The following is a 24,971-nucleotide window of genomic DNA, read 5'->3' as shown; positions in this document are numbered from 1 at the left end:
TCATGCAACGGACCGCTCTTCTTCTCGCCATCGTCCTCTTCATGGCGCTCGCCGCCGGCTTCGGCTCCGTGACCGCGGCGCCCGTGAACTACCAACTTCCGGACGAGGTCGCCGCCTTCAAGCCCGGCCCTAATCTTGAGGTGGTGCAGGGCAACTGCGGCGCATGCCATTCGGCCGACTACATCAGCACGCAACCGCCGATGAAGAACAGGAGGGAGTTCTGGCAGGCCGAGGTGACCAAGATGATCAAGGTCTACGGCGCGCCGATCGACGATGCCGATATCGGGAAGATCGTCGACTATCTCGCCGCGACTTATTGACAGGTCGCCGCGCGTTCGTGGTGATTGACCGCGAAACGGGCAAAACCGGTAAAAACGCCGCGAAGTTGAGCTGTTTTCCGCGGAATGCTGGCGTGGTTTGAGCTACCAAGCCTGCCACATTCCGCGTATCCTGTTAGGACCGAACCGGCCGGTTGGCGGGGACTGGCGGTTCGTGATCTCGGAGGAAGACCCGCGGAGAAGTCGTGATGGCTAAAGGTACGGTCAAGTGGTTCAACCCGACGAAGGGTTATGGATTTATCCAGCCTGCGTCGGGAGGCAAGGATGTGTTCGTGCATATCTCGGCAGTGCAGAAAGCCGGTCTGTCGTCACTGAACGAAGGACAGACGGTGGAATATGAAGAGATCGCAAACCGGGGCAAGACGTCGGCAGAGAACCTCAAAATATAAGCCCAACGGCATTTGCCGCCTCCCGGATCATGTCCGGGAGCAGGGGCAAAAAAATTTCAGAAGACGGCCAGTGCATTCGACGACAGGCGTTGCGATTGCACACGGATAGCTATTTTCCCCGCGAAGACCGCATCTTCAACGCCACAGCAATGACAATCGCGACGGCACTTCGCTAACCCACCGGCAACGGTGCGTCGCGCTTGATCTCCTCCATCACGGCGTAGGTGCGCGTCTCGCGCACGCCCGGCATCGACAGCAAGGTCTCGCCGAGGAATCGCCGATACGCCGCCATGTCGGCCAGCCGCGCCTTCACAAGATAATCGAAACCGCCGGCAACCATGTGACACTCCAGCACCTCGGGCGCGAGTTTCACCGCGCGCGCGAAGCGTTCGAAATTGTCCGGCGTGGTCTTGTCGAGCAGCACCTCGACGAACACCAGAAGCCCGAGCCCGAGCCGGTGCGGATTGAGCCTTGCGCCATAGCCCTCGACGAAGCCCTCGCGCTGCAAGCGCTTTAGCCGCTCGCCGATCGAGGTCGGCGACAGGCCGATGCGCTCGGCGAGCTCGACATTGGCGATTCGCCCATCCTCCTGCAAAATCGAGAGGATTCTCCGGTCGATCCGATCAAGCCCCGTACTCTTTGCGGAATTCTTTTTGTCCATCTTCATTTTGTAAGGCAAAGCAGCTAATTTGTCTATCGAGCCACGGCAACAAGGGCATTACCCCTGGATTCTGAGCCACAGGACACGCCATGCCGAACATCCCGCCCCCCTTCACTGCCCCCTACGCATCCGATGATGCCGAGATCGCCGCACGCCTCTTGCCAGCGGCACATCTCAGCCCGCCGCAGGAAGCACGGGTCGATCGCAACGCAACGCGGCTGATCGAGGCCATCCGCAAACGCGACGACCGGCTTGGCGGAGTCGAGGACATGCTGCGGGAGTTCGCGCTCTCGACCAAGGAAGGGCTGGCGCTGATGGTGCTGGCCGAGGCGCTGCTGCGCGTGCCGGACACGCACACTGCCGACCAGTTCATCGAGGACAAGCTCGGCGAAGGCGACTTCATCCACCACGAGACCAAGTCCACCGCCTTCCTGGTCAACGCCTCCGCGTGGGCGCTCGGCCTGTCGGCGCGGGTGATCCAGCCCGGCGAGACGCCCGACGGCACCATCGGCCGGCTGGTCAAGCGGCTAGGCGCACCGGCGGTGCGCACCGCCACGCGTCAGGCGATGCGTCTGATGGGCAATCATTTCGTGCTCGGCGAAACCATCGAACAGGCGCTGGAGCGGGCCCGGCCGCGCTCCGGCCAGAAGCCGCGCTATTCCTTCGACATGCTCGGCGAAGGCGCGCGCACGGCCGCGGACGCCAAGCGCTACTATGACGCCTATGCCAGCGCGATCGAAACCATCGGCAAGGCGGCAGGAGCTCATCCCCTGCCCGACCGTCCCGGCATCTCCGTCAAGCTCTCGGCGCTGCATCCGCGCTTCGAGGCGATCAGCCACGCCCGTGTGATGCGCGAGCTGGTGCCGCAACTGCTCGATCTGGCGAGGCGCGCCAAGGCCCATGATCTCAACTTCACCGTCGATGCCGAGGAGGCCGACCGGCTGGAGCTGTCGCTCGACGTGATCGCGGCGACGCTCGCCGATGCCTCGCTCAAGGGCTGGGACGGATTTGGGCTGGCGATCCAGGCCTATCAGAAGCGCACCAGCGCAGTGATCGATTATGTCGACGCATTGGCGCGCGGCCATGACCGCAAGCTGATGGTGCGGCTGGTCAAGGGCGCGTATTGGGACACCGAGATCAAGCGCGCGCAGGAGCGCGGGCTCGACGGCTATCCGGTGTTCACGCGCAAGGCGATGACCGATCTGAACTACGTCGCCTGCGCGCAAAAACTCCTGGCATTGCGGCCGCGCATCTTCCCGCAATTCGCCACCCACAACGCGCTGACGGTTGCGACCGTGCTGGAGCTTGCCCGGACCAGCGGCGGCTTCGAATTTCAGCGCCTGCACGGCATGGGCGAAGCGCTCTATGAGCAGCTCGCCAAGGATCACCTTGGCATCGCCTACCGCACCTACGCGCCGGTCGGCAGCCATCGCGACCTGCTCGCCTATCTGGTGCGGCGGCTGCTCGAGAACGGCGCCAACTCCTCCTTCGTGGCGCAGGCCGCCGATTACCGCGTGCCGGTCGCGGCGCTGCTGAAGCGTCCGGCCGATCTCATCGCCACGCCGGATCAGGCGCATCATGCCAAATTCCCCCTGCCCGGCGACCTCTTCGCGCCGGAGCGGCGCAATTCACGGGGCGTGGAATTCGGCGAACGTGCCGCACTCGACCGGCTGCTGGCCGATATCAAGCTTGAGGCGCCCGATCTCAGGCCGCTTGCCGACGCAACGCCGGATCAGGCCAACGCGGCGGTGGGCGCAGCACGCGCGGGCTTTGCCGCCTGGAGCCGGACACCGGCGGCCACGCGCGCCGCGGCGCTGGAGCAGGCCGCGCATCTGCTGGAGAGCCGCGGCGCCCATTTCATCGCGCTGCTACAGCGCGAGGGCGGCAAGACGCTCGACGATGCGCTGTCAGAATTGCGCGAGGCCACCGACTTCTGCCGCTACTACGCCGCGCACGGCCGAAGGCTGTTCGGCAGCGAGGCGGCGATGCCGGGCCCGACCGGAGAGAGCAACACACTCGCGATGCGCGGCCGGGGCGTATTCGTGGCGATCTCGCCCTGGAATTTTCCGCTGGCGATCTTCCTCGGCCAGGTCACGGCGGCGCTGATGGCCGGCAACAGCGTGGTGGCAAAACCCGCCGAGCAGACCCCGCGCATCGCGCGCGAGGCCGTAGCCCTGCTGCACGAGGCCGGCATCCCGGGCAGCGCGCTGTACCTGGTCACCGGCGACGGCCGCGTCGGCGCTGTGCTGACCGCGCATCCCGACATTGCCGGCGTCGTCTTCACCGGCTCGACCGAGGTCGCGCGCAGCATCAACCGCGCGCTCGCCGCCAAGGACGGACCGATCGTGCCGCTGATCGCCGAGACCGGGGGCATCAACGCCATGATCGCGGATGCCACCGCGCTGCCCGAGCAGGTCGCCGACGACGTCGTGACGTCGGCGTTCCGCTCCGCCGGCCAGCGCTGCTCGGCATTGCGGCTGCTGTTCGTGCAGGAGGACGTCGCCGACCGCATGATCGAAATGATCGCGGGCGCGGCGCGTGAATTGAAGATCGGCGATCCCACCGATGTCGCAACCCATGTCGGCCCGGTCATCGATGACCAAGCCAAGCAGCGGCTGGACGCCCATATCGTCCGCATGAAGAAAGAGGCGCGGCTGCACTTTGCCGGCGCGGCGCCGCAAGGCTGCTTCGTCGCGCCGCATATCTTCGAGCTGAAGGATGCCGGCCAGCTCACCGAGGAGGTGTTCGGCCCAATCCTGCACATCGTGCGCTATCCGGCCGAGAAGCTCGAGCGCGTCCTGCAAGGAATCGAGCGCACCGGCTATGGGCTCACGCTCGGCGTCCACTCCCGCATCGACGACACGGTCGAGGCGATCGTCGAACGTGTCCAGGTCGGCAACGTCTACGTCAACCGCAACATGATCGGCGCGGTCGTCGGCGTACAGCCGTTCGGCGGCAACGGCCTGTCCGGAACGGGCCCGAAGGCCGGCGGCCCGCACTACCTCGCGCGCTTCGCCACCGAGCAGACCGTGACGATCAACACCGCGGCGGCCGGCGGCAACGCTGCGTTGCTGGCCGGGGAGGAGTGAGCCAGCGAGCAGCGTTGCATCCCGTCACAACATCGGTCTAATGCTCTCATGATGTAGCTGCGCTAATTCCAGCGCGCGGGAAACAACAAGAGCGAGGGAGCAACGCCGCGATGGAAAAAGGCATTTTTGCAGGGCTCAAGGTCCTGGACTGCGCGAGCTTCATCGCAGCGCCCGCCGCCGCGACCGTGCTGTCGGACTTCGGCGCCGACGTCATCAAGATCGAGCCGCCCGGCGCTGGCGATCCCTATCGCAATCTGCCGAACCTGCCGGGCTATCCGACCGGCGAGCACAATTTCGCCTGGCTGCTGGAGGCCCGCAACAAGAAGAGCCTTGCGCTCGATCTCTCCAAGCCGGAAGCGCAGGCGGTACTCTACAAGCTCGTGGAGGAGTCCGACGTCTTCATCACCAACATGCCACCGCCGGTGCGCATCAAGCTCGGCATCACCTATGATCACCTCGCCCATCTCAACGACCGGCTGATCTACGCCTCCTTCACCGGCTATGGCGAGAAGGGTGAGGAGGCCAACAAGCCCGGCTTCGACAGCAACGCCTATTGGGCGCGCTCAGGCCTGATGGACCTCGTCCGCGCCGACACCGATACCATCCCGGCCCGCTCGGTCGCCGGGATGGGCGACCACCCCTGCGCCATGGCGTTGTACAGCGCGATCGTCACCGCGCTCTATCAGCGCGAGAAGACCGGCAAGGGCTCGCATGTCGCTTCCAATTTGATGGCGAACGGCGTGTGGGCGGCGAGCGTGCTGGCACAGGCCAAGCTGTGCGGCGCCAAGTTCGGCGAGCGGCGGCCGCGCGAGCGCGCCCTCAACGCGGTGGCCAACCATTATCAATGCAAGGACGGCCGCTGGCTGATCCTGTCGCTGCTGAGCGAGGAACGGCAATGGCCGACGCTCGCCCGCTGCCTCGGGCGCGGCGATTTGGTCGATGATCCCCGTTTCGCCACCAAGGCCGACCGCCACGCCCGCTCGGTGGAGCTGATCAAGGTATTGGACGAGACCTTCGCGACCAGGGATCTCGCCGAATGGCGAAAGATCCTCGACGGCAACGGGCTGGTGTTCGGCGTCGTCGGTATTCTCGACGACATTCCGAACGACAAGCAGATGCTCGACAACGAGGTGCTGGTGCCGTTCGAGAACGACACCATGCTCACCATCTCTAGCCCGATCTGGGTCGACGGTGCCAAGAAGGTGCAGCCGCGCAAACCGCCCGGCGTCGGCGAGCACAGTGACGAGATTTTGCGCAAGGCTGGATACGACGAAGCCGCGATCAAGCAGCTGCGATCGTCGGGGGCTGTCGGGTAGTTTAGCCGCATCGTTGGTACTTCCACCAACCCGCAGTGGATAGATTCCGCGGTATGGGTCCCGGCCCCCGTGCGCAATTGCGCACGAGGCCGGGACGACGACGGAGAGTGTAGCGCTGTTGTCCATCCACACCGTCATTGCGAGCGCAGCGAAGCAATCCAGCCTGTTTCCGCAGACGCACTCCTGGATTGCTTCGCTGCGCTCGCAATGACGACCGGGGACCGTCCCAGTATGGCAATCGACAAAGCCGCAAGAGGGCACGTACTATCGCACCGCCAGCCAGCCAAGCGTGAACAGGATCCCGCCGACGATAACGACCACCGCGACGGCCCAGGTGCTGACGCGGATGCTGCCGGTGACCTGTTTGGCTTCTTCATTGCGCGCGATCTTCCGATTGCGCTCTTCGTTGGCGTCGCTGGTATCAGTCATGGTCATCCAAATCGGTTTAACGCGTCTTGATGAAGCACATGCCGATGCGGCTCGATGCCGAAGCAGCCTGACAGGTGAGACCTTTAGCACAGCTCCATGACGTAAAACTCTTGTCGGGCGCTCGCGATCCCGCCTCTTGCAAATAACAATGCGCGCCCCAGCCGTCCTGATACTCGGTGCCGGCCAGCTCGCTGCTGCCGCGGGTCTGCGGACGGCTGGCAAATCCGCGTGAAAAATCAGGACGTTTTCCCGCGGCAAGCGCGGTCAGGATGTCGCGGCGGCGGAGCAAGTCGCCGAAGAAATGCGGCGAGGCCGGCACGATGGTGGAATTCGACGGCTTGTCCGCCAGCCAGTCGACGCCCGGGAAATGAAAGCCGCCGATGCCGCGGGTTTGGTGGCAGCCCGAGCACGTGACGTCGTTGAGCCGGCGCTGGAAGCCCGCGACCGAGCGGATGTTCTGCAGGGCGATGCCGCCAGCAGCCGCGCGCTTCAGCGCACCGACAACATCATTGTCGGTGAAGACGGGATCGCTTTCCTTGTCCTTGCCCTCGCCCTGCATCAGGCCGAATTCCGGCTGCAAGTCCGACGCATCGAAGCCAGCCGGCGTCGGCACGATGGCGGCTTTGGCCAAATACCTCTCCGGGATCAACACCGTGCCGCGATCGAAATCGCGCAGGTTGTCGGGCGCAAGCAGCCAGGCCTTGAAGTCGCGCCGGAGATCGTCGTCGGCGAGAATGCGGTCGCGATCGATCTGGTTCTCCAGCGCCCCTTCCTCGAACTGCTTGGTGGCAGCATTGTACTTGAACACCTTCAAGAGATAGTCGGAGCGGAAATCGTGCAGCGCCGATTTCGACGCGACCGAGAGCTGAATGTTGGTCTCGATACGGTCGAGCATGGCATCGGAAGGCGGGAAGCGACTGCCGATCAGCCCCTGCCAGTCGTCATTGTCGAGCCAGCGCCGCGCGAGCTCGGCGCAGGTAACCGGCTTGGTGCTGCGATCGGTCTGACGAACATCCCTGGCCTTCAGCACCAGATTGAGCGTCATCGGCAGGCGGGTCGCTTTGCTGTCGTCCGACTTGGTGTCGAAGCGGGTCAGGCGATAGATCAGCCGGATCTCACCGCAGGATTCTGCCGAGACATAGGCGCGGTCCATGCGATTGACGATGCCGGCCAGCACGAAGCGCGTGTGGCGGGATTTCAGGACGGCTCGATCGAACAGCTGGACATCAAAGCCCTCACCGGCGCCGATCGTCTCGGTCGGCGATATCGCCCTGTGCCGTGCGATATAGCGCTCGAACTCCGCATCGATCGCGGGGGGAATTAGCGCAAGCTGCGGCTGCCAGGCGAACAGCAGGTCGGTCGTGAGCGGAAACTCCGCGTTCCGCTCCGGCCATAGCAGGCGCGAGATCGCGAGCACGTCGCGCTGTTCGAGCTTGCGCAGAAGATCGGGATCGGTGATCGCGGTGCCGCGTGCGAGCGCCGCGTTCTCTGCAGCCATTGACGATACGGCGCCGCCCAACAAAACGACGACAGCAACGAGAATTCGCAACGCGCGGCTCATGCCTCAACTAACACCGCACAGCGACGCCTATTCAAGCAAAAAGGCGCTTCACATCGCGGTGAAGCGCCCCTTTGAAAGTTCGGATGCCAGGACTCAGCGCGCGACGATCAGGCCCTTGCTGGTGACGACCACCCAGCGGCCGTCCTGGCGGCGGATCGCATCGACGCGGCCGACGCCCGGCAGGGGATCGCCGGCATAGACCTCGTAGAGACCTCCCCGGCCCTCGATCAGCGCGCCGCCATTGGCGACGTTGCGCAAGACCCAGCCTTCGACCGTGGGCAGCCGGCCGACCTCAACCTTGGGCGCGGCAGGCACAGGAGCCGGCGCGGCGGCGGCAGCAACCTGAGTCGGCGCGATCGAGCCGGTGGTTTCCTTCGCGGGCGCTGCGGCTGCGGTCTGCGCGGGCGCCGCAGGCGGCGCGGCGCGGAGCTTGTCGACGGTCTCGGACAGCTTTGCGATCTTGGCCATCGGCTCGGCCTGCGCCTTCTCGAGCTTGTCGAGACGATCGTTGGCCCGATTGAACTGGCTGAGGCCGGTCTTCGAGGTGTGCTCGACGTTCGCTTTGAGCGCAACCACATCGGCATCGATCCGGGCGACCGAAGCTTCCAGGGCGCTGGTGTCGGCGACCTGAGCCGGCGCCGGGGTGCTTGCGAAGTGCATCATGCCGGCGGTCGCAAGCGCGCCGCTGATTGCGCCGACGCTGGCCGCGATCGCCACGACCGCAGCCATTGCCGACAGGCGGCGGGTGCCGCCAGTCTCGCGCGCCTCGTCTGCCTTCACATGTGGGGCGAACTCCTCGCGGTCCCAGGACCGGTTGGAAGACGCCATCACGATGAGCTTGCCCGGCTTCGGCTCGGGCTTGATCTGGGCTTCGGCCTTGGGCTTGGCGCTGAACTTCGGCACCTCGATCTTCGACGCCTCGATCTGTGGCGGTTCGACCTTGGGCGAATCGATCTGGGGGGCGTCCGGTTTGGGCGGCGCCTCGTGGTCGGGCGCGATCGAGGGCGCCTCGACGCTGGCGGCAGCCTCGACGGCCTGCGGCGCGGGTGCGGCGGCTGCGACGGCGGTGTCCTGGGCAGCCTGCTCGGGCATTGGTTCGCTCACGGCTCAAATACTCCAGTCAAGATTGACCTTTTGGTAACTTTCATTGCTTGCGAAATCCTTACCTTGGGACCCGCTTACCAAAATTTTAGGAAATCATCCGGGGCCGAATTTGGCCCGGAAAGTGGAACCGGCGTGGCAGCGTGCAACAAATTGTCAGTTGATGCTGCTCTGCGGCAGGTCGCCAGCCTTGGTCGAACGTGCTGTTTGCCCATCCGTGTTCCCCGGCTAACATTGGTCCGTCCCGCCAGCCAGAAGGCCAAGGGGAGGCACAATGACGATCGAGAAGTGCATCAACGCGTTTGATGTCGGTGACGTTATCTTCGAAGAGGGCTCGACGGGCCGGGAGCTGTTCGTCGTCCTTGACGGCGAGGTCGAGATCGCCAAGGTCAGCGGCAAGACCAGGACCACCATCGTCAGGCTGGGCAAGGGCGAGTTCTTCGGCGAGATGGCCGTGATCGATGGTTCGGCACGCTCGGCAACTGCAATCGCGGCGGCGCCGAACACCAAGGTGATGCGGATCAATCACGCCCGCTTCGTCTATCTCGTCAGCCAGCAGCCGGCGTTTGCGCTGATGGTGATGGATGCACTCTCGAAGCGCCTGCGCGCCTCCAACGCGGTCACCTACAGGGCGGCGGAGTCATGAACGATCGCAAGCCGACGGCCTTTCCGGTCCTGATGAAGAACGACACCTGCTCGCTGATCCAGGCGACGGACGACGTCTATCAAATCCGTTTCTCCAACCGCGCCGCCAACGCCTATCTGGTGCGCGGCTCGGCGCGGACCATCCTGATCGATGTCGGGTTGTCCTCGAATTATCCGGCGATGGCCGAATGCTTGAACTTCGTCGGCTGCCCGGCGGAGAAGATCGACATGGTGGTGCTGAGCCACGAGCATCTCGACCACATCGGCGCCGCCTGGCACTTCAACGAGCGCCGCACCTTCGTCGCCGCCCATCGCCTCGCCGCCAACAAGATCATGCTGCGCGACGACTTCTCGATGTTGCGAAAGATGTTCAACGAGCCGAACGTGCCGATCAACGTCGACATCTGGCTCGAGGAAGGCAATCTGATCGACCTCGGCAATTTCCGCCTCAACGTGATGCACACGCCGGGCCACACCTCGGCCTGCATCACGATGTTCGATCAGGACAAGGGCCTTTTGTTCGCCGCCGACACCCTGATGCCCGGCGGCGTGATGGGCGGCGTGTTCGGCTCGGGCAGCATCGCCGACTACATCCAGTCGCTGGAGCGTCTTAAGGGGCTGGACGCGAAGATCTTGTTGTCCGGGCACGGGCGCCTGTCGGATACACCGCAAGACGATGTGCGTATTGCGATTGCAAGATCGCACGGTCTGCTGGATGACACCGCCCAATTATTCGACGCGCTCGACGCGCGCTCGAACTTCGAGCCGATCATGCAGTCAGTGCGGGATCTGAACAAGCTGGATGACTGATTCGTCATTGCGAGGAGCGAAGCGACGAAGCAATCCAGGATTCTTTCGGCGGAGGTAGTCTGGGTGGCTTGGCTGCGCTCGTAATGACGCACGTGGATTGACTTGCGCTCACATCACGACCGGCTTGTCCGGCAGCTCGTTCGGATGTGGTCCGGCTGGCGGAAAGTGCTTGGCCAGCTCGCGCGACACCGCCTCGATGCCTCTGACCACGCCGCGCTCAAACTGGCCCGACCTGAACTCGGCTTCCATCGCGCGGCAGATGTACTCCCAGCCCTCGGCGCCCACCTTCGCATGGATGCCGCGGTCGGCGACGATCTCGACGTCGCGGTCGGCGAGCAAGAGATAGATCAGGACGCCGTTGTTGTGCGCGGTGTCCCAGATCCGCAATTGCGAGAACACGTCGAGCGCACGCTCGCGTGCCGGCTGATTGCGAAACAGCGGGCGGCCGTCAAGCGCGCCTTCGACGACGAAGCGGACCTGGCCGGAATGCGTCGTCTCATTCTGGCTGATCGCCTGCTCGATGCGGTCGAGCACGCTCTGCGGGAAGATCTGCTTCGCCCGCCAATGGTGCTGCACGAGATGTTTGGCAATGCGCTTGATGCTCATCCTACCAACTCCCCGAGGCGCCGCCGCCGCCAAAGCTGCCACCGCCACCGCTGAAGCTGCCACTGTCGCTGGACGACGATCCGCTGCTCCAGCCACCGGACGAGGAGCCGCTCGACCATGAGCCGCGGCGCGACGACGTCGTGCCTGGCGCCATCGCCGAAAACAGATCGGCGATAAATCCGATGACAAAGCCGAGAGCTCCGAGGGCGAGCGCGAGTGCCAAAGAGCCGAGAATAAGCCAGCTCAGCGCTGCGATGATGCCTCCGGTCACCAATGATCCGAGCAACCGGCCCAGTGCGGCGCGAAAGAACCCGCCCACCCCCAGCGAGGCGAACAGCGTTACGATGAAGAGCGGCCCGAGGTCGTCCAGATTGCCGAAGTTCACGCTGGGCGAGGGAACCGGCAACGGTTCACCGTTGATGACGCGGATCATGCGATCGGCGCCATCGGCGATGCCGCCGGCGAAGTCGCCCGTTCTGAACTTTGGCGTGATGACCTCGTCGATGATCCGCCGCGAGGTCACGTCGGTCAGCGCGCCTTCGAGGCCGTAGCCGACTTCGATGCGCAGATGCCGATCGTTCTTGGCAACCACCAGGATCGCGCCGTCGTCGACCTTCTTGCGTCCGATCTTCCAGGCCTCGGCGACGCGGATCGAGAATTGCTCGATCGTCTCCGGCTGCGTCGTCGGTATGATCAGAACGGCGATCTGGCTGCCCTTCCGCGTCTCGAAATCACGCAGCTTTTGCGACAGCGCTGCGATATCGCCGCTCGACAGCGTGCCGGTCTGGTCGACCACGCGCCCGGTGAGCTGCGGCACTGCGACGTCGGCTAAGGCAGGGAAGGCAAGAGCGAGAAAGAGCGCAAGGATGAGGACGACACGCGAGGAGAAGAGCGAACAAGCCCGCCACAACCTCACTGTCATCGCCCGGCTTGACCGGGCGATCCAGTATTCCAGAGACGCCAACGGGATACGGAGGAGCCGCGGCGTACTGGATTCCCCGCTTTCGCGAAGAATGACAGTGGTGGGTGGGGCGAAGCGCATTCGCAAATCGGTGCGCGTTTACTTCGACGGCGCAGGCGCAGGATTGAAGTCGACCTTCGGCGCGGTCGAGATCGCCTTCTCGTTGTCGACCGAGAAGTTCGGCTTCTCCTTGTAGCCGAACATCATCGCGGTGAGGTTGCTCGGGAACGAGCGGACGGTGACATTATAGTCCTGCACCGCCTTGATGTAGCGGTTGCGCGCGACCGTGATCCGGTTCTCGGTGCCTTCGAGCTGAGACATCAGGTCCTTGAACAACGCGTCCGACTTGAGCTGCGGGTAGTTTTCAGTGACGACGAGCAGCCGCGACAGCGCGCTGGAGAGCTCTCCTTGCGCGGCCTGGAATTTCTGGAATGCGGCGGGGTCGTTCAGCACCTCGGGCGTCGCCTGGATGCTGCCGACCTTGGCGCGCGCATTGGTGACGCCGAGCAGCACGTCCTTCTCTTGCTGCGCAAAGCCCTTCACCGAGTTGACGAGATTGGGCACGAGATCGGCGCGGCGCTGATACTGGTTCACCACCTCCGACCAATTGGCCTTGATCTGCTGGTCCTCGGTCTGGATCGCGTTGTAGCCGCAATTGGTCAGGCTGAGCGAGGCGAGTGCCGCCAGCACAGTCAGGAATTTGCGCATTAAATTTCTCCCGGTGGAATCTGGCGCAAACTACCAGATTGAGCGCGCGCCGTGCCAGACATCTTGTGCCGGAGCCGCGAAAAGCAGCCGATTGACGCAAGCCCCTTGCCTATCCCTGGCCGACATAGTCAACTCAAGGAAACAATAATACCGAGATGGAAACGCCAGGGGAACGCCATGACCTCGTTCGAGACCATCCTCGTGGAGAGGCCGGAGCCGGCGATCACCCGGATCGTGATGAATCGGCCCGATGCGCGCAATGCGCAGAACCTGCAAATGACCTACGATCTCAATGCCGCGTTCGATGCGGCGGTGCAGGACGATACGATCAAGGTGATCATCCTCGCCGGCAACGGTCCGCATTTCTCATCCGGCCACGACCTGCGGCCGGGCGACAAGAATGCTGCGGGCGTCGATTTTCCGCCGATCGGAAATTGGGGCGGCTTCGCGGAAGCGAACACCCATGGGCGCTTCGCGCGCGAGCAGGAAATCTATCTCCAGATTACGCGGCGCTGGCGCAACCTCGCCAAGCCGACGATCGCGGAAGTGCACGGCAAATGCATCGCCGGCGGCTTGATGCTGGCCTGGGCCTGCGACCTCATCGTCGCCAGTGACGATGCGCAGTTCTGCGATCCCGTCGTCACCATGGGCGTGTGCGGCGTCGAATGGTTCGTACATCCCTGGGAACTCGGCCCGCGCAAGGCCAAGGAATTCCTGTTCACAGCTGATAGCTGGAGCGCGCAGGAAGCTCACCAGCTCGGCATGGTCAACCAGGTCGTGCCGCGCGCAGAGCTGTCGGAGAGCGTGCTGACATTGGCGCGCCGGATTGCGGCAAAGCCGTCGTTTGCACTGAAGCTGACCAAGGAGGCAGTCAACCGCTCGGTCGACGTGATGGGCCAGCCGGCCGCGATCGACCAGGCATTTGCGCTGCATCAGCTCTGCCACGCCCACAATCTGCAGGAATTCGGCATGATCGTCGATCCATCCGGCCTGCATCCCTCCGTGCGCAAGCCGCCGGCAGCTGCGGAGTAGAGGCAATGGATCTCAATCTCAGTGACGAGCAACGGCTGCTGCGCGAGAGCGCGGAACGCTTCGTGGCCGAGAGCTACGATGCCAATCATCGCCGCAAGATGGCGAACGATCCGCTCGGCTACAGTCCGGCGGTCTGGAAGCAGTTCGCCGAGCTCGGCTGGCTCGCGCTGCCGATCGCGGAGGAATTCGGCGGGCTCGGCGGCGGCGCCGTCGAGACCGGCATTTTGATGGAAGCGTTCGGCCGCGGCCTTGTGTCGGAGCCCTATGTCGCAACCGTCGTGCTCGGCGCGGCTCTGGTCGACATGTGCGGCAGCACCGCGCAGAAGCAGGCGCGGTTGCCCAGGATCGCAGACGGATCGTTGAAGCTCGCCTTTGCCCACTCGGAGCGCGCAGCACGGTTCGATCTGTCCAAGGTCGCGACTGCCGCGCACAAGACCGCGCAGGGCTGGCGCCTTGCGGGCCACAAGATCGCGGTGCTCGACGGCCATGCCGCCGACGAGATCATCGTCTCCGCGAATATCCACGACCCTCAGGGGCCATCGGGGCGGATTGGCCTGTTCCTGGTGCCGGCGCGGACGCCGAGCCTGACAATCTCCGACTATCCGCGCCTCGGCGGCGGACGGGCCTGCAATATCGAGTTGTCTGAGGTGCATTTGCCGGAAGACGCTTTGCTCGGCGACGGTCATGACGCGCTGCCCGCGATCGAAGCGGCGATCGACCGTGCGATGGCGGCGCTCGGCGCGGAAGCCGTCGGCATCATGCAGACGTTGCTCGATACGACGCTGGAGTACACCAAGATCCGGAAACAGTTCGGCCGGCCGCTGTCCGCCAATCAGGTGATCCGTCATCGCCTCGCCGACATGGCGATGCAGGTCGACGAGGCGCGCTCAATAGCGCTGCGCGCCGCGCTGAAGATCGACGCCGAGCCGGTCGAACGCGCGCGGGCCGCGTCGGGCGCGAAGGCGAAGATCGGCAGGTGCGCGCGCTTCATCGGCGAGCAGGCAATCCAGCTTCACGGCGGCATGGGCGTCACCGAAGAGCTCGAGGTCGGCGCCTATTTCAAGCGCCTCGTCGCCTTCGACACGCTGTTCGGCGGCAGCGCGCATCACTATCGCCGCCATGCCGAGCTTGGCCGCACCGCCATTTCAGCCTGAGGGAGCGGATCATGGATCTGTCGTTCAACGCCAAGGAGCGCGCCTTCCAGGACGAGGTGCGCGATTTCATCGCCAAAAACCTCACCGACGAGATGAAGCGCGCCACCGCGTTGACGCCCTCGGTGTTCTCCGACCCCGACATCGGCATGGCCTGGCAGCGCGCGTTGAACGCCCGAGGCTGGGGCGCACCGGGCTGGCCGGTGGAGCATGGTGGGCCCGACTGGACGCCGGCGCAGCGCTGGATCTTCGAGACCGAAAGCGCACGTGCCGGCGTGCCGAACGTCAACGTGATGGGCGTGAAGATGGTCGGCCCCGTCATCATCGGCTTCGGCAGCCCTGAGCAGAAGAACTTCTATCTGCCGCGCATTCTCTCCGGCGAGGACTATTGGTGCCAGGGCTATTCCGAGCCGGGCTCCGGCTCCGACCTCGCTTCGTTGAAGACGCGCGCGGTGCGCGACGGCGACGATTACATCATCAACGGCACCAAGATCTGGACCACGCATGCGCATCATGCCAACCGCATGTTCGCGCTGGTGCGCACCAGCGACGGGCCGCGGCAGCAGGACGGCATCAGCTTCGTCCTGATCGACATGAAGACGTCGGGCATCACGACGCGCCCCATTCTCACTATCGGCGGCGACCACGAAGTCAACCAGGTGTTCTTCGATGACGTGCGGGTGCCGGTGGCGAACCGCGTCGGCGATGAGGGCAAGGGCTGGACCTACGGCAAATATTTGCTCGAGTTCGAGCGCGGCTCCGGCATCGCGTCGGCGAAACTTCGTGAGGGGTTGAAGGCGATCTCGGAGCTGGCGCTGTCCGATCTCACCGGACGCGCGATCGACAGCCCCGACATCGCCACTCGCATCTCCGAGGTCGAGGTCGACATCGACGCACTTGAAATGACGGAGCTGCGCGTGCTGTCGGCGCTCCAGACCGGGCAGAATCCCGGCGCGGTGTCGTCGATCCTCAAGCTGCGCAACAGTGAAATCCGCCAAGCGGTAACGCGGCTCGGAGCCGACGTGATCGGCCACGACGCCCTTGCGGTCGAGCCGATGCGTCCGCTCTACAAGCTCAATCACGAGCCGGCGATGCCGGAGGAGATGCTGACGGTGGTGCCGGAATATCTCAACGGCCGGGCCTATACGATCTTCGGCGGCACATCCGAGATCCAGCGCGACATCATCGCGAAGATGATGCTGGGGATTTGACTCTCTCATCCGTCATTGCGAGGAGCCCTTGCGACGAAGCAATCCAGACCGTTTCCGCGGAGGGACTCTGGATTGCTTCGCTGTGCTCGCAATGACGGCGACTGAAAGCGTTAGCCCGCCTTCGCGTCCCTGATCGCCTTCCAGATCTTCTGCGGCGTCAGCGGCGTGTTGAGCTGGGTGATGCCGAGCTCGGCGAGCGCGTCCATCACGCCGTTAGTGACGCAAGGCGGGCCGCCGATGGCGCCGGATTCGCCGCAGCCCTTGGCGCCGAGCGGATTGGTGCGGCAGGGCGCGGAATCATCGAGCGCCACCACGATCGGCGGAACGTCATCGGCACGCGGGATGCAATAGTCCTGGTAGCTCGCGGTCAGCAGCTGGCCTTCGGCATCATAGGACACGCCTTCATACAGCGCTTGCCCAATGCCCTGCGCGACGCCGCCATGGATCTGGCCGGTGACCAGCATCGGGTTCACGGCCACGCCGACATCGTCGACCGTGGTGTAACGCACGACCTTGGACACGCCGGTCTCAGGATCGATCTCCACCTCGCAGATATGGGTGCCGTTCGGCCAGCTCGGACCATCGACCTCGCCTTCGGAATCGACGCTGAGCTTAGCGCCGCCTTCCTTCTCGGCGAGCTCGAACAGGCTGATGCTGCGGTCGGTACCGACCACGGTGAGCATGCCGCTCTGGTACTCGATGTCCTCGACCGACGTCTCGAGCACGTTCGCGGCCTTTTCGCGCGCCTTCTGGATCAAATCGTTGGAGGAGACCGCCACCGCAGTGCCGCCGACGAACAGCGAGCGCGAACCGACGCTGCCAAAGCCCATCGCCAGATCGGTGTCGCCCTGCACGACGTCGATCTTGTCCATGGCAATGCCGAGCGTGTCGGAGATCATCTGGGTGTAGGTGGTCTGCAAGCCCTGCCCCATCGCCATCGTGCCGGAATGCAGGATGACACGGCCCTGCGAGGTCGCATGCAGACTGACCTTTTCGGTATGGGCGCGGCCGCCGGTCCATTCGATATAGGAGGTGAGCCCGCGGCCGTAGAGCAGGCCCTTCTTCTTCGCGGCTTTCTTGCGCGCGACAAAGCCGTCCCAGTCGGCGAGCTTCACGGCGCGATCGAGCATGTGTGCGAAGGCGCCGGAATCGTAGACCTGCCCCGCAGCGTTGGTGTAGGGCAGCTGCGCCGGCTTGATGTAGTTTACTTTGCGGATCGCGCGCGGATCCATGCCGATTTTTCGCGCGGCGGCGTCGAACAGACGCTCGACGATGAACACCGCCTCTGGACGGCCTGCGCCGCGATAGGCGCCGACCGGCGCGGTGTGCGTCATCACCGACTTCACCTCGAAATGCACCAGCGGCAGGTCATAGACGCCGGTCTGCACGAACGGCCCGAGCACCAGCGGAATGATGTTGGCCGCACCCGAGGAATACGCGCCCGTGCAGCCGATCGACTTGACGCGATAGGCGAGCACCTTGCCCTTTTGGTCGAGCGCGAAGGACGCCGTCGAGGTGAGATCGCGGCCGTGCGTGCCGCCGATGAACTCGTCGGTGCGGTCGCCACGCCAGCGGATCTTCCTGTTCAGCTTGGTCGCGGCATAGGCGACAATGCCGTCTTCGGGATAGAGGTTGGTCTTCTGGCCGAATCCGCCGCCGATATCGCCGACCAGCACGCGCACGCTGTCTTTTGGACGCTTCAGCACGGCCTCCGCCAGCACGTCGCGGGTCGAGGCCGGGGTCTGCGATTGCACATGCAGCAGGAGCCTGCCCGACTTCTTGTCGATCTCGGCAATGGTCGAGCGCGGCTCCATCGCGGAGGGCACCAGGCGCTGGCTGACGAGATCAAGCTCGACCGTGTGCGCGGCGTTGGCGAAGGCCTCGTCCACCTTGGCGGCGTCGCCATAGCTCATCGCGCCGACGATGTTGTCGGGCGCCTCGGGCCACACCACGGGCGCGCCGGGCTTCACGGCCTCAACCGGATCGACCACAGGAGGCTGCACGTCATATTCGATCACGATCGCTTCGGCGGCGCTCTGCGCGTCGGCACGCGAGGCGGCCACCACCGCCGCTACCGCCTCGCCGCCGTAACGCACCACCTCGTGGGCGAGCAGCCGCCGCGGCGGTACCGTCATCGGCTTGCCGTCGGGGCGCTTGAAGATGCTCAGCGTAGGGATGGTGCCAACGTCGTCCCTGATCAGATCGGCACCGGTGTAGATCGCGGTCACGCCGGGCATCGCGGCCGCCGCGCTGGTGTCGATCGAGACGATCTTCGCGTGCGCATGCGGCGAGCGCAGCACATGCAACCACAGCGCGCCGTCCTCCGGCTTGTCGTCGATGAATTGGCCCTTCCCGGTGAGCAGCCGCTGGTCTTCCAAACGCCTGACGGGCTGCCCCGCTCCGAAACGCAAATTGCCGGGAAGAATGTTCATTCCGCTGGGTCCTCGAAATCCGGAAAACGATCGCGGCGGTTTTAGCCGATTTTACGGGCGAGACAACCGAGCCCCGACACATCTGCAATGCGTGCCACGCCCCTTTGATGGCGCAGATCGGCCAGCTAGGACCTGTCGACGTCGATGATGTCTACTTTTACATCACGGGTCTCCGTGCCCCGCTTGACGGTGAGCCGAACGGTACGACCGGCGCCGGCCTGCTCCAGCGCATCGGTAACATCAGAGAGGCGCCGCACCGGCTTGCCTTCGACCGCCGTGATGATGTCTCCGACCGCGCCCGTCGACATGTTGACACCACGAATCCCTGCCCGCTCGGCAGGACTTCCGGCGGCCGTCCGGACCACAATCACTCCTTCGACGCCGAGCCGTGTCGCAATGTCCTCGCTGGCCGCGACAATGCCGATTCCCGGCGTGGGCACCCGGCCGTTTCGAATGAGCTCGGGGACCACGCGGTTGACTATATCCGCGGGGATCGCGAAACTGATCCCGGCATTCGAACCGGACGGCGATATGATCGCTGTCGTGACGCCGATCAGCCGGCCGGCGGAGTCCAGCAACGGCCCGCCTGAATTGCCGGGATTGATGGCCGCGTCGGTCTGGATGACGTTGGCAATCTCCCGGCCTCCATGGGTTGGCAGCCTGCGCTTGAGCGCGCTGATAATGCCACTCGTCATCGATTGGTCCAATCCGAAGGGATTGCCAATTGCAAACGCCGATTGCCCAACTTTCAAATCGCTCGAACTGCCAAGCGGCACGGGCGGAGGAAGCTCGCGCACGCTCCTGATCCGCAGGACCGCAAGGTCGTAGTTCGGAGCCGTACCGATAAGATCGACTTGTGCCACCTCGCCTGACGCGAAGCGCACCGCGATTTCGCCGCCACTTGCCACCACATGATTGTTGGTGACGAGGTGACTGTCGCGGTCCCAGACGAATCCGGTGCCGGAGGCGGCGCCCTGCCCTTCCTCTCCCATGAGGGGATTGGCTGCTGATTTCGCCGCAACCTGGACGACTGACGGAGATACGCGTTCGAAGATGTCGATCGTCGCCCGTTCGGCTTCAGACAGCGGGCCACGCTGTTCAACGGCTCGCGCAACCGGACCGGTCCATGGCGCGAAATGCATTTTCGTGGCTGTTGCCACAAGCAACAGGGCAGCCAAGACTGCCGCAGCAATTCCGTAGCGACGTTCCATGGGCAATCACCGCGTGCTGCAAGAGAGTTTTGCTCGAGCACAAATGCATCAGGTGCCGGGCCTGACGTCGGCTCACGCGGCAACGCAGCAGTCGAACGGAAGTTTCTGTGCGCCGGCAAATTGGAGCGGTTTGCCCTTTGGAAAGCGCGTTCCCTGGGCATATAGCCGCTTGGTAGATGGCTATGCCAGGTCTCGCAGCGCCGCTTCGACGACCTTGCGCTGCTCGGCGTTGAGCGCGGCCTGCGGCGGGACGGGATCGCCGACGTCGTAGCCCTGGATCGAAAGCCCCGCCTTGATGCAGGCGGCGAGATTGAAGCGGGCGAAGGCCTCGTTGATCCGCCACAGCCTGCGCTGGAGCGCTATGGCCTCGTCCCAGCGGGCGGCCTTGCAGAGGTCGTAGAGCGCGACGCTCTGGCGCGGGATAACACAGGCCGGGCCCGCCATCCAGCCGAGACCGCCGATCAGCATCACCGCGGCGGGGATGTGAGCTGATGCCGAGAACACGCGCAGGGAATCGCCGCAGCGATTCATGATCGAGAGCAGCCGGCCGGTATTGGTCGAGGCGTCCTTGATGTAGCCGATGCGCGGATGCTCGGCGAGGCGGGCGACGACGTCGAGCGTGAGATCGGAGCGCTGGAATTGCGGATTGGTGTAGATGACGACGGGGATGTCCACGGCATCCGCGATGCTGCGGAAATAGGACTCGATCTGGGCGTCGGCGAGCGGGAAGTACGCCTCCAGAATCGCCAGAATGCCGTCGGCGCCGAGCTTCTCGTATGTCTTGGCCTGCGCCACCGCATCTGCTGTGGAGGTGGAGGCCACACCGGCCACGACCGGCACCCGGCGGTTCGCGGCCTCGATCGTGGTCCGGACTACCTCCGTTCGCTGCGCGGCATTGAGATAGGCGAATTCGCCGGTCGAACCGAGCGGGGTCAGACCGTGCACGCCGGCGCCGATCAGATCGTCGCAGAGCTTGCCGAGCACATTGGTCCGCACCGCGCCGTCGGCATCGACGGGCGAGACGAGATAGGGAAAGACGCCGTGGAAATCGCGCATGGCGGGTGCAGATCCCTTAAAATCAGGTTGTGCTGCGCGGGTATTAGCAGTGCTCGCGCGCCCGATCAAACCTTGAGCAGACGCACCCGCGTACCCCAGGGATCGATAGCCTCGACGCCATTCACAAGCGCCGTGACTTCCGCGCCGCCCTTGCGCAGGCGCTCTTCCTGTGCGGCGAGCAGGTCCTGCTTCTCCGTCACCAGCGAGAACCAGGCGAGCCCCGTGGTGGCATCGTCGCGTTGGCCGGCGCCCTGGCTCTGCCAGACATTCATGCCGAGGTGGTGGTGATAGCGGCCCGACGACAGGAACGCGGCGCCGTTGCGGCGGCGGGTCGGGTCGAGGCCGACCGTGCCGTGATAAAAGCTTTCCGCCTGCGCGAGATCGCCGACGCGCAAATGCATGTGGCCGATACGCAGGCCGTCCGGCGCCTTGGCATAATCGGCAACGCGCGCATTCGTCAGCGACAAGAGGTCGGGAATGTTGAGCTCGTCGGACGCCATCTTCACGACGCCCTCGCTCCATTGCCATTGCGAGGGATCGCGGTCGGCATAGACTTCGATGCCGTTGCCTTCGGGATCGTCGAGATAGACGGATTCGCTGACGAGATGATCGGCAAAGCCCGACAGCCGCACGCGATGCGAGGCCGCATGCACCAGCCAGCGCGCGAGATCCTTGCGCGTCGGCATCAGGAAGGCGGTGTGGTAGAGACCGGCTGAATCGCGCGGCTCGATCACGGCTTTGGGACGCGCCTCGAGCACGAGCAGCGCGATCCCGGCGGTGCCGAGCTTTGCGGCGGTGCCCGACCGCTCCATTACGGTGAGCCCGATCACGTCGCGATAGTAGTCGGCAACCACGTCGAGATTCTTGACCCGGAGCGTCACCATGCCGACCCGCATCGGCGTGCGGCTGGCATAGGTTGGCCCGCCGCCTTGGGGATTTCCCTCGGCGCGCGCCGCGGCCGCGGCGGCTACGGCAAGCGAGGCGGCGCCGGCGAGATGAAGCAGGGTGCGGCGGGTGAGGTCGAGGCTCATCAGTCAGGGCTCGCTGAAAATCGTTGAGGCCATGCGGCGGAATTGGCAATTGCTACACGTTCTCGTGAGTAGCTCCCAATCACATATTCGTCGGCCGTGGCGTTACGGAGCAAGGTCCTGGCCATCCGGCCAGTTTCCGAACCACCCGCGACATCCCAGATTGATGACAGCTTACAGGAGCTTTCCATGACCGACCTCACCCCTCTGTCCTCGCTATCATCCGCGCTTGCGGACTTGGTGGCGCGCGCCGCACCGTCCGTCGTTTCCGTGCATTCGCACCGCTCTCGCGCCACCGGCTTCGTCTGGAAGTCCGGCCTCATTGTCACCGCCGACGAGGCGCTGGCCGAGGAGGGTGAGGTCGAGATCGGCCTCGCCGACGGCAGCCGGATGGCCGCCACGATTGCCGGCCGCGACCATACGACCGACATCGCCTTGTTGCGCGCCGACACCGGCATCGCTCCGATCAAATTGACCACCACGGTCCCTGCCCTCGGCGCCCTGTCAGTCGTGGTCGCCACCAACCGCGATACGCCGAGCGCCGCGCTGGGAATGGTATCACTGTCCGGCAAGAGCTGGCGCAGCCTGCGCGGCGGCGACATCGATGCCCGGATCGAGCTCGACGTCCTCCTGCGTCCCAGCCAGGAGGGCGGCCTCGCGCTCGATGCAGCGGGCGAAGCCTTCGGCATGGCCGTGCTCGGTCCGCGGCGGGTGCTGGTGATCCCAGCGGCGACGATCGAGCGGGTCGCGGCGCAGCTCGAAACACGCGGCCGCGTCGCCCGCGGCTATCTCGGCCTCGGGCTCCAGCCGGTGCGGCTCGACGACGGCGTCGGAGCGATGGTGATGAACGTCGACAAGGCCGGCCCCTCGGCCGCGGCCGGGATCCGCCAGGGCGACGTCATCGTGGCGGTCAACGACCAAAAACTGTCCGGCGTGCGCGCGCTGTCGCGGACGCTGGGACCTGCGAGCGTTGGCACGGTGGTCGGCGTCGCAGCGCGCCGCGGCGGCGAGCCGATCGACTTCAAGGTCACGATCGGCGAGAGGCCGGAGGCGTGAGCGAAGACAACGCGCCGGAGATCGTGCTCGCCCTGGAGATTGACGATCCCGCCCTCGCCGACCGGCTGGCCACCCTGCTCGGCAGCGTCGCCGGGCTTCGCCTCGCCGCGCCCGGCGAGCGAGCAGCGGCGGCAGTTGTCGCCTATCATTCGCGCAGCATGCCCGACGACATCGCACTGACCCAGCGCGAGCTCGACGTGCTGGCGCTGATGGCCGAGGGCGCCTCCAACAAGATGATCGCGCGCGAGCTCGGCATCTCCGTGCACACCGTGAAATTCCATGTCGGCTCGCTGTTCGACAAGCTGGACGCCACCGGCCGCACCGACGCGGTGGCGCATGCGGCACGCCGCGGCGTGATCGATCTCTAGGGCAGGTGCGGCGGGAAGCTGAGCCGGACCGCCAGGCCCGGTGTATTGTCATGCAGTGCGATCGCGGCGCCATGGAGGTGCACAACGGCCGCGACGAGGCTCAAGCCCAGGCCGTTGCCCGGGGTGTAGCGGCTCTGTTCGAGCCGGTAGAAGCGCTTGAACACGTGATCGCGCTGATCCGCCGGAATGCCCGGGCCGTCGTCAGCAACCGCGATCACCGCCCCCTCATTGGTGCTGCGACAGGTCACGCTCACCCGCCCGCCCGCGCGGCCGTGCTTGATCGCGTTGTCGACGAGATTGGCGATGGCATCGAACAGCAGGTCGCGGTCGCCGGTGATTAGCACCTCGCGGTCCCCGCCGAGGCTGAGCCGGGTTGTGACCTGCTCGGCCGCGGCATCGTAGAGCTCGACAACCTCGCCGGCGATCTCGGCGAGGTTGAGCGCGCGAAAGGCGCTTTTGCGGGCGCGGCTCTCGATCTCCGAGATGCGGGTGATGGAGGCGAACATGCCGAGCACGGCATCGAGATCGGCGATGGTGTCGCCGATCAGCGCGGCATCCGCCTCGTCGTTGCGCTGGTTATGATAGGCCTTTTCCAGCCTGCCGCGCATCCGCGTCAGCGGCGTGCGCAAATCGTGGGCGACGTTGTCGCTGGCCTGCTTGACCTCGCCCATCAGCGTCTCGATGCGGTCGAGCATCTGATTGAGGTTTTCGGCAACGCGGTCCCATTCGTCGTGACTGCCGCGCAGCGGAATACGCTGGTCCAGGCCCGAAAGCATGATGGCGCGGCTGGTAGCATTGATCTGTTCGATCCGCCCGACCGTGCGCCGCGTCACCAGCACGGCGGCAAGGCCGGCCAGCACCAGGAGCAGCACGGCGACCGCGGTCATCGCGAGCCCGATCATGTGCTTGAAGCCGGCGTGGTCGCCGGCGTCGCCGACCTGGCTCTGCACATAGGCCAGTGTGCCGAAATAGACGTAAGCCATGATCGCCGCGACGATCAGTCCGAACGCCGCGATCGCGATCAGCGCCAGCCTGAACGTCGAGGACCGGAGCGTCTTAACCAGGAGCACGGAGACAATATCCGATGCCGCGGATGGTGTGGATCAGTGGATAGGCCTGGGCATCGTCGACCTTGCGGCGGACGCGTCCGACATAGACGTCGATGATGTTGGTGGAGGGATCGAAGTGCAGGTCCCAGACATGCTGGAGCAGCATCGCCCGGGAGACGACGCGGCCTTCGTTGCGGACGAGATATTCGAGCAGCTGAAACTCGCGCGGCAGCAGCGGAATTTTCCGGCCGCGTCGGCTGGCGCTGCGGGCGATCAGGTCGACGGCGAGATCGCCGATCCGCAGGATCGTCTCCTTGGCAATGGTCTCGCTGCGGCGGCCGAGCGCCTCCAGCCGCGCAAGAAGTTCGACGAAGGAGAACGGCTTGACGAGATAGTCGTCGCCGCCGGCGCGCAGGCCCCGGACGCGGTCGTCAACCTCGCCGAGCGCGGAGATGATCAGGAAGGGGGAGGCGATGCCGTCGTCACGCAATTGCCGCATCACGGTAATGCCGTCGATGTCGGGCAGCATGCGGTCGATGGTGATCACGGCATAGTCGCGCGCGGCGCCGTGGCTGAGGGCTTCGCGCCCCGTGGCGGCGAGATCGACGTCGTAGCCGGAGGTCGTCAATTCCTCGACGAGCTGGCCTGCGGTTTCCGGATCGTCCTCGACGACCAGGATGCGGCGGTGACCTCCGGTCATGACAAACTCCGCGCGACGATCGCCATCAGACTATCCCGTCCCGGGGCTGAGCGGAACCGCCCG

The 24,971-nt window shown here is 65.0% G+C and carries 24 protein-coding genes; 11 read left to right on the top strand and 13 right to left on the bottom strand.

The annotated features are described in order from the left end of the window. Positions 1 to 2: 2 nt before the first annotated feature. Entirely contained in the window at positions 3 to 320 is a 318-nt protein-coding gene (locus GWG65_RS32635; RefSeq protein ID WP_275199605.1) for a cytochrome c, read from the top strand. A 206-nt stretch (positions 321 to 526) separates the two neighbouring features. Continuing rightward, positions 527 to 727: a cold-shock protein gene (locus tag GWG65_RS32630; RefSeq protein WP_247388831.1), complete on the top strand. Its 201-nt coding sequence runs from the start codon at positions 527 to 529 to the stop codon at positions 725 to 727. A 172-nt stretch (positions 728 to 899) separates the two neighbouring features. Here the strand turns inward: GWG65_RS32630 and GWG65_RS32625 are convergent, their stop codons facing one another. After that, positions 900 to 1,388, bottom strand: coding sequence for an Lrp/AsnC ligand binding domain-containing protein (locus GWG65_RS32625; protein WP_275199604.1), 489 nt, complete (start codon positions 1,386 to 1,388; stop codon positions 900 to 902). 89 nt (positions 1,389 to 1,477) lie between these two features. Between GWG65_RS32625 and putA the strand changes: the two genes are divergently transcribed. Together putA and GWG65_RS32615 are read left to right on the top strand one after the other, a co-directional pair. Next, a complete protein-coding gene (gene putA / locus GWG65_RS32620) occupies positions 1,478 to 4,477 on the top strand; it encodes a bifunctional proline dehydrogenase/L-glutamate gamma-semialdehyde dehydrogenase PutA (protein WP_275199603.1) in 3,000 nt (999 codons plus the stop codon). Between the two features lie 110 nt (positions 4,478 to 4,587). After that, positions 4,588 to 5,793 carry a CoA transferase gene (locus GWG65_RS32615; protein WP_275199602.1) on the top strand — a complete coding sequence of 402 codons (1,206 nt, stop codon included), beginning with the start codon at positions 4,588 to 4,590 and terminating at the stop codon, positions 5,791 to 5,793. A 264-nt stretch (positions 5,794 to 6,057) separates the two neighbouring features. Here GWG65_RS32615 and GWG65_RS32610 read toward each other — a convergent pair whose 3' ends face one another. The 3 genes from GWG65_RS32610 to GWG65_RS32600 all read right to left on the bottom strand — a co-directional run bounded on the left by GWG65_RS32610 (position 6,058) and on the right by GWG65_RS32600 (position 8,875). Continuing rightward, positions 6,058 to 6,222 (bottom strand): hypothetical protein, encoded by a 165-nt coding sequence (locus GWG65_RS32610; RefSeq protein ID WP_275199601.1) that lies wholly within the window; start codon positions 6,220 to 6,222, stop codon positions 6,058 to 6,060. Positions 6,223 to 6,238: 16 nt separating this feature from the next. Continuing rightward, positions 6,239 to 7,783 carry a hypothetical protein gene (locus GWG65_RS32605; protein ID WP_275199600.1) on the bottom strand — a complete coding sequence of 515 codons (1,545 nt, stop codon included), beginning with the start codon at positions 7,781 to 7,783 and terminating at the stop codon, positions 6,239 to 6,241. 93 nt (positions 7,784 to 7,876) lie between these two features. Further along, on the bottom strand, positions 7,877 to 8,875 hold the full coding sequence (locus GWG65_RS32600; RefSeq protein ID WP_275199623.1) for a hypothetical protein: 999 nt from the start codon (positions 8,873 to 8,875) through the stop codon (positions 7,877 to 7,879). A gap of 283 nt (positions 8,876 to 9,158) precedes the next feature. Between GWG65_RS32600 and GWG65_RS32595 the strand changes: the two genes are divergently transcribed. Both GWG65_RS32595 and GWG65_RS32590 read left to right on the top strand, forming a co-directional pair. After that, the gene (locus GWG65_RS32595; protein WP_275199599.1) at positions 9,159 to 9,530 is read left to right on the top strand and encodes a Crp/Fnr family transcriptional regulator; all 372 of its coding nucleotides are present in this window, start codon (positions 9,159 to 9,161) and stop codon (positions 9,528 to 9,530) included. After that, on the top strand, positions 9,527 to 10,339 hold the full coding sequence (locus GWG65_RS32590; RefSeq protein ID WP_275199598.1) for an MBL fold metallo-hydrolase: 813 nt from the start codon (positions 9,527 to 9,529) through the stop codon (positions 10,337 to 10,339). Before GWG65_RS32595 ends, GWG65_RS32590 begins: the two co-directional genes overlap by 4 nt. A 108-nt stretch (positions 10,340 to 10,447) precedes the next feature. On the opposite strand, the gene GWG65_RS32585 is transcribed toward GWG65_RS32590, so the two are convergent. The 3 genes from GWG65_RS32585 to GWG65_RS32575 all read right to left on the bottom strand — a co-directional run bounded on the left by GWG65_RS32585 (position 10,448) and on the right by GWG65_RS32575 (position 12,614). Then, positions 10,448 to 10,945, bottom strand: coding sequence for a TPM domain-containing protein (locus tag GWG65_RS32585; RefSeq protein ID WP_275199597.1), 498 nt, complete (start codon positions 10,943 to 10,945; stop codon positions 10,448 to 10,450). A 1-nt stretch (position 10,946) separates the two neighbouring features. Then, positions 10,947 to 11,867, bottom strand: a complete 921-nt coding sequence (locus tag GWG65_RS32580; protein WP_275199596.1) for a YgcG family protein — start codon at positions 11,865 to 11,867, stop codon at positions 10,947 to 10,949. A 138-nt stretch (positions 11,868 to 12,005) separates the two neighbouring features. Further along, positions 12,006 to 12,614: a LemA family protein gene (locus GWG65_RS32575; protein ID WP_275199595.1), complete on the bottom strand. Its 609-nt coding sequence runs from the start codon at positions 12,612 to 12,614 to the stop codon at positions 12,006 to 12,008. A gap of 177 nt (positions 12,615 to 12,791) precedes the next feature. On the opposite strand from GWG65_RS32575, the gene GWG65_RS32570 reads away from it, so the two are divergent. Genes GWG65_RS32570 through GWG65_RS32560 form a run of 3 tightly spaced genes read left to right on the top strand, consistent with a single transcriptional unit; the run spans position 12,792 to position 16,008 of the window. Continuing rightward, positions 12,792 to 13,646 carry an enoyl-CoA hydratase gene (locus tag GWG65_RS32570; protein ID WP_275199594.1) on the top strand — a complete coding sequence of 285 codons (855 nt, stop codon included), beginning with the start codon at positions 12,792 to 12,794 and terminating at the stop codon, positions 13,644 to 13,646. A gap of 5 nt (positions 13,647 to 13,651) precedes the next feature. Continuing rightward, the gene (locus tag GWG65_RS32565) at positions 13,652 to 14,800 is read left to right on the top strand and encodes an acyl-CoA dehydrogenase (RefSeq protein ID WP_275199593.1); all 1,149 of its coding nucleotides are present in this window, start codon (positions 13,652 to 13,654) and stop codon (positions 14,798 to 14,800) included. Positions 14,801 to 14,811: 11 nt separating this feature from the next. Beyond that, a complete protein-coding gene (locus GWG65_RS32560; RefSeq protein WP_275199592.1) occupies positions 14,812 to 16,008 on the top strand; it encodes an acyl-CoA dehydrogenase family protein in 1,197 nt (398 codons plus the stop codon). 110 nt (positions 16,009 to 16,118) lie between these two features. Here the strand turns inward: GWG65_RS32560 and GWG65_RS32555 are convergent, their stop codons facing one another. The 4 genes from GWG65_RS32555 to GWG65_RS32540 all read right to left on the bottom strand — a co-directional run bounded on the left by GWG65_RS32555 (position 16,119) and on the right by GWG65_RS32540 (position 21,738). After that, positions 16,119 to 18,440, bottom strand: a complete 2,322-nt coding sequence (locus tag GWG65_RS32555; protein ID WP_275199591.1) for a xanthine dehydrogenase family protein molybdopterin-binding subunit — start codon at positions 18,438 to 18,440, stop codon at positions 16,119 to 16,121. 125 nt (positions 18,441 to 18,565) lie between these two features. Next, entirely contained in the window at positions 18,566 to 19,651 is a 1,086-nt protein-coding gene (locus GWG65_RS32550; RefSeq protein WP_275199590.1) for a trypsin-like peptidase domain-containing protein, read from the bottom strand. Positions 19,652 to 19,831: 180 nt separating this feature from the next. Next, entirely contained in the window at positions 19,832 to 20,707 is an 876-nt protein-coding gene (locus GWG65_RS32545; protein ID WP_275199589.1) for a dihydrodipicolinate synthase family protein, read from the bottom strand. A gap of 65 nt (positions 20,708 to 20,772) precedes the next feature. After that, a complete protein-coding gene (locus GWG65_RS32540; RefSeq protein ID WP_275199588.1) occupies positions 20,773 to 21,738 on the bottom strand; it encodes a VOC family protein in 966 nt (321 codons plus the stop codon). Between the two features lie 186 nt (positions 21,739 to 21,924). Between GWG65_RS32540 and GWG65_RS32535 the strand changes: the two genes are divergently transcribed. Both GWG65_RS32535 and GWG65_RS32530 read left to right on the top strand, forming a co-directional pair. After that, positions 21,925 to 22,791 (top strand): S1C family serine protease, encoded by an 867-nt coding sequence (locus GWG65_RS32535; RefSeq protein ID WP_275199587.1) that lies wholly within the window; start codon positions 21,925 to 21,927, stop codon positions 22,789 to 22,791. After that, positions 22,788 to 23,159, top strand: a complete 372-nt coding sequence (locus GWG65_RS32530) for a helix-turn-helix transcriptional regulator (RefSeq protein ID WP_275199586.1) — start codon at positions 22,788 to 22,790, stop codon at positions 23,157 to 23,159. The genes GWG65_RS32535 and GWG65_RS32530 overlap by 4 nt, the downstream gene beginning before the upstream one ends. On the opposite strand, the gene GWG65_RS32525 is transcribed toward GWG65_RS32530, so the two are convergent. Both GWG65_RS32525 and GWG65_RS32520 read right to left on the bottom strand, forming a co-directional pair. Then, the gene (locus GWG65_RS32525; protein WP_275199585.1) at positions 23,156 to 24,229 is read right to left on the bottom strand and encodes a HAMP domain-containing sensor histidine kinase; all 1,074 of its coding nucleotides are present in this window, start codon (positions 24,227 to 24,229) and stop codon (positions 23,156 to 23,158) included. The two genes, GWG65_RS32530 and GWG65_RS32525, sit on opposite strands and share 4 nt — an antisense overlap. Then, a complete protein-coding gene (locus GWG65_RS32520) occupies positions 24,216 to 24,908 on the bottom strand; it encodes a response regulator transcription factor (protein ID WP_275199584.1) in 693 nt (230 codons plus the stop codon). Before GWG65_RS32520 ends, GWG65_RS32525 begins: the two co-directional genes overlap by 14 nt. Positions 24,909 to 24,971: the final 63 nt, after the last annotated feature.

Source organism: Bradyrhizobium sp. CSA207, assembly GCF_029051685.1.
GTDB lineage: Bacteria > Pseudomonadota > Alphaproteobacteria > Rhizobiales > Xanthobacteraceae > Bradyrhizobium.
The sequence above is the reverse complement of the archived record's forward strand: the minus strand, read 5'-3'. Positions and strand labels throughout refer to the sequence as shown.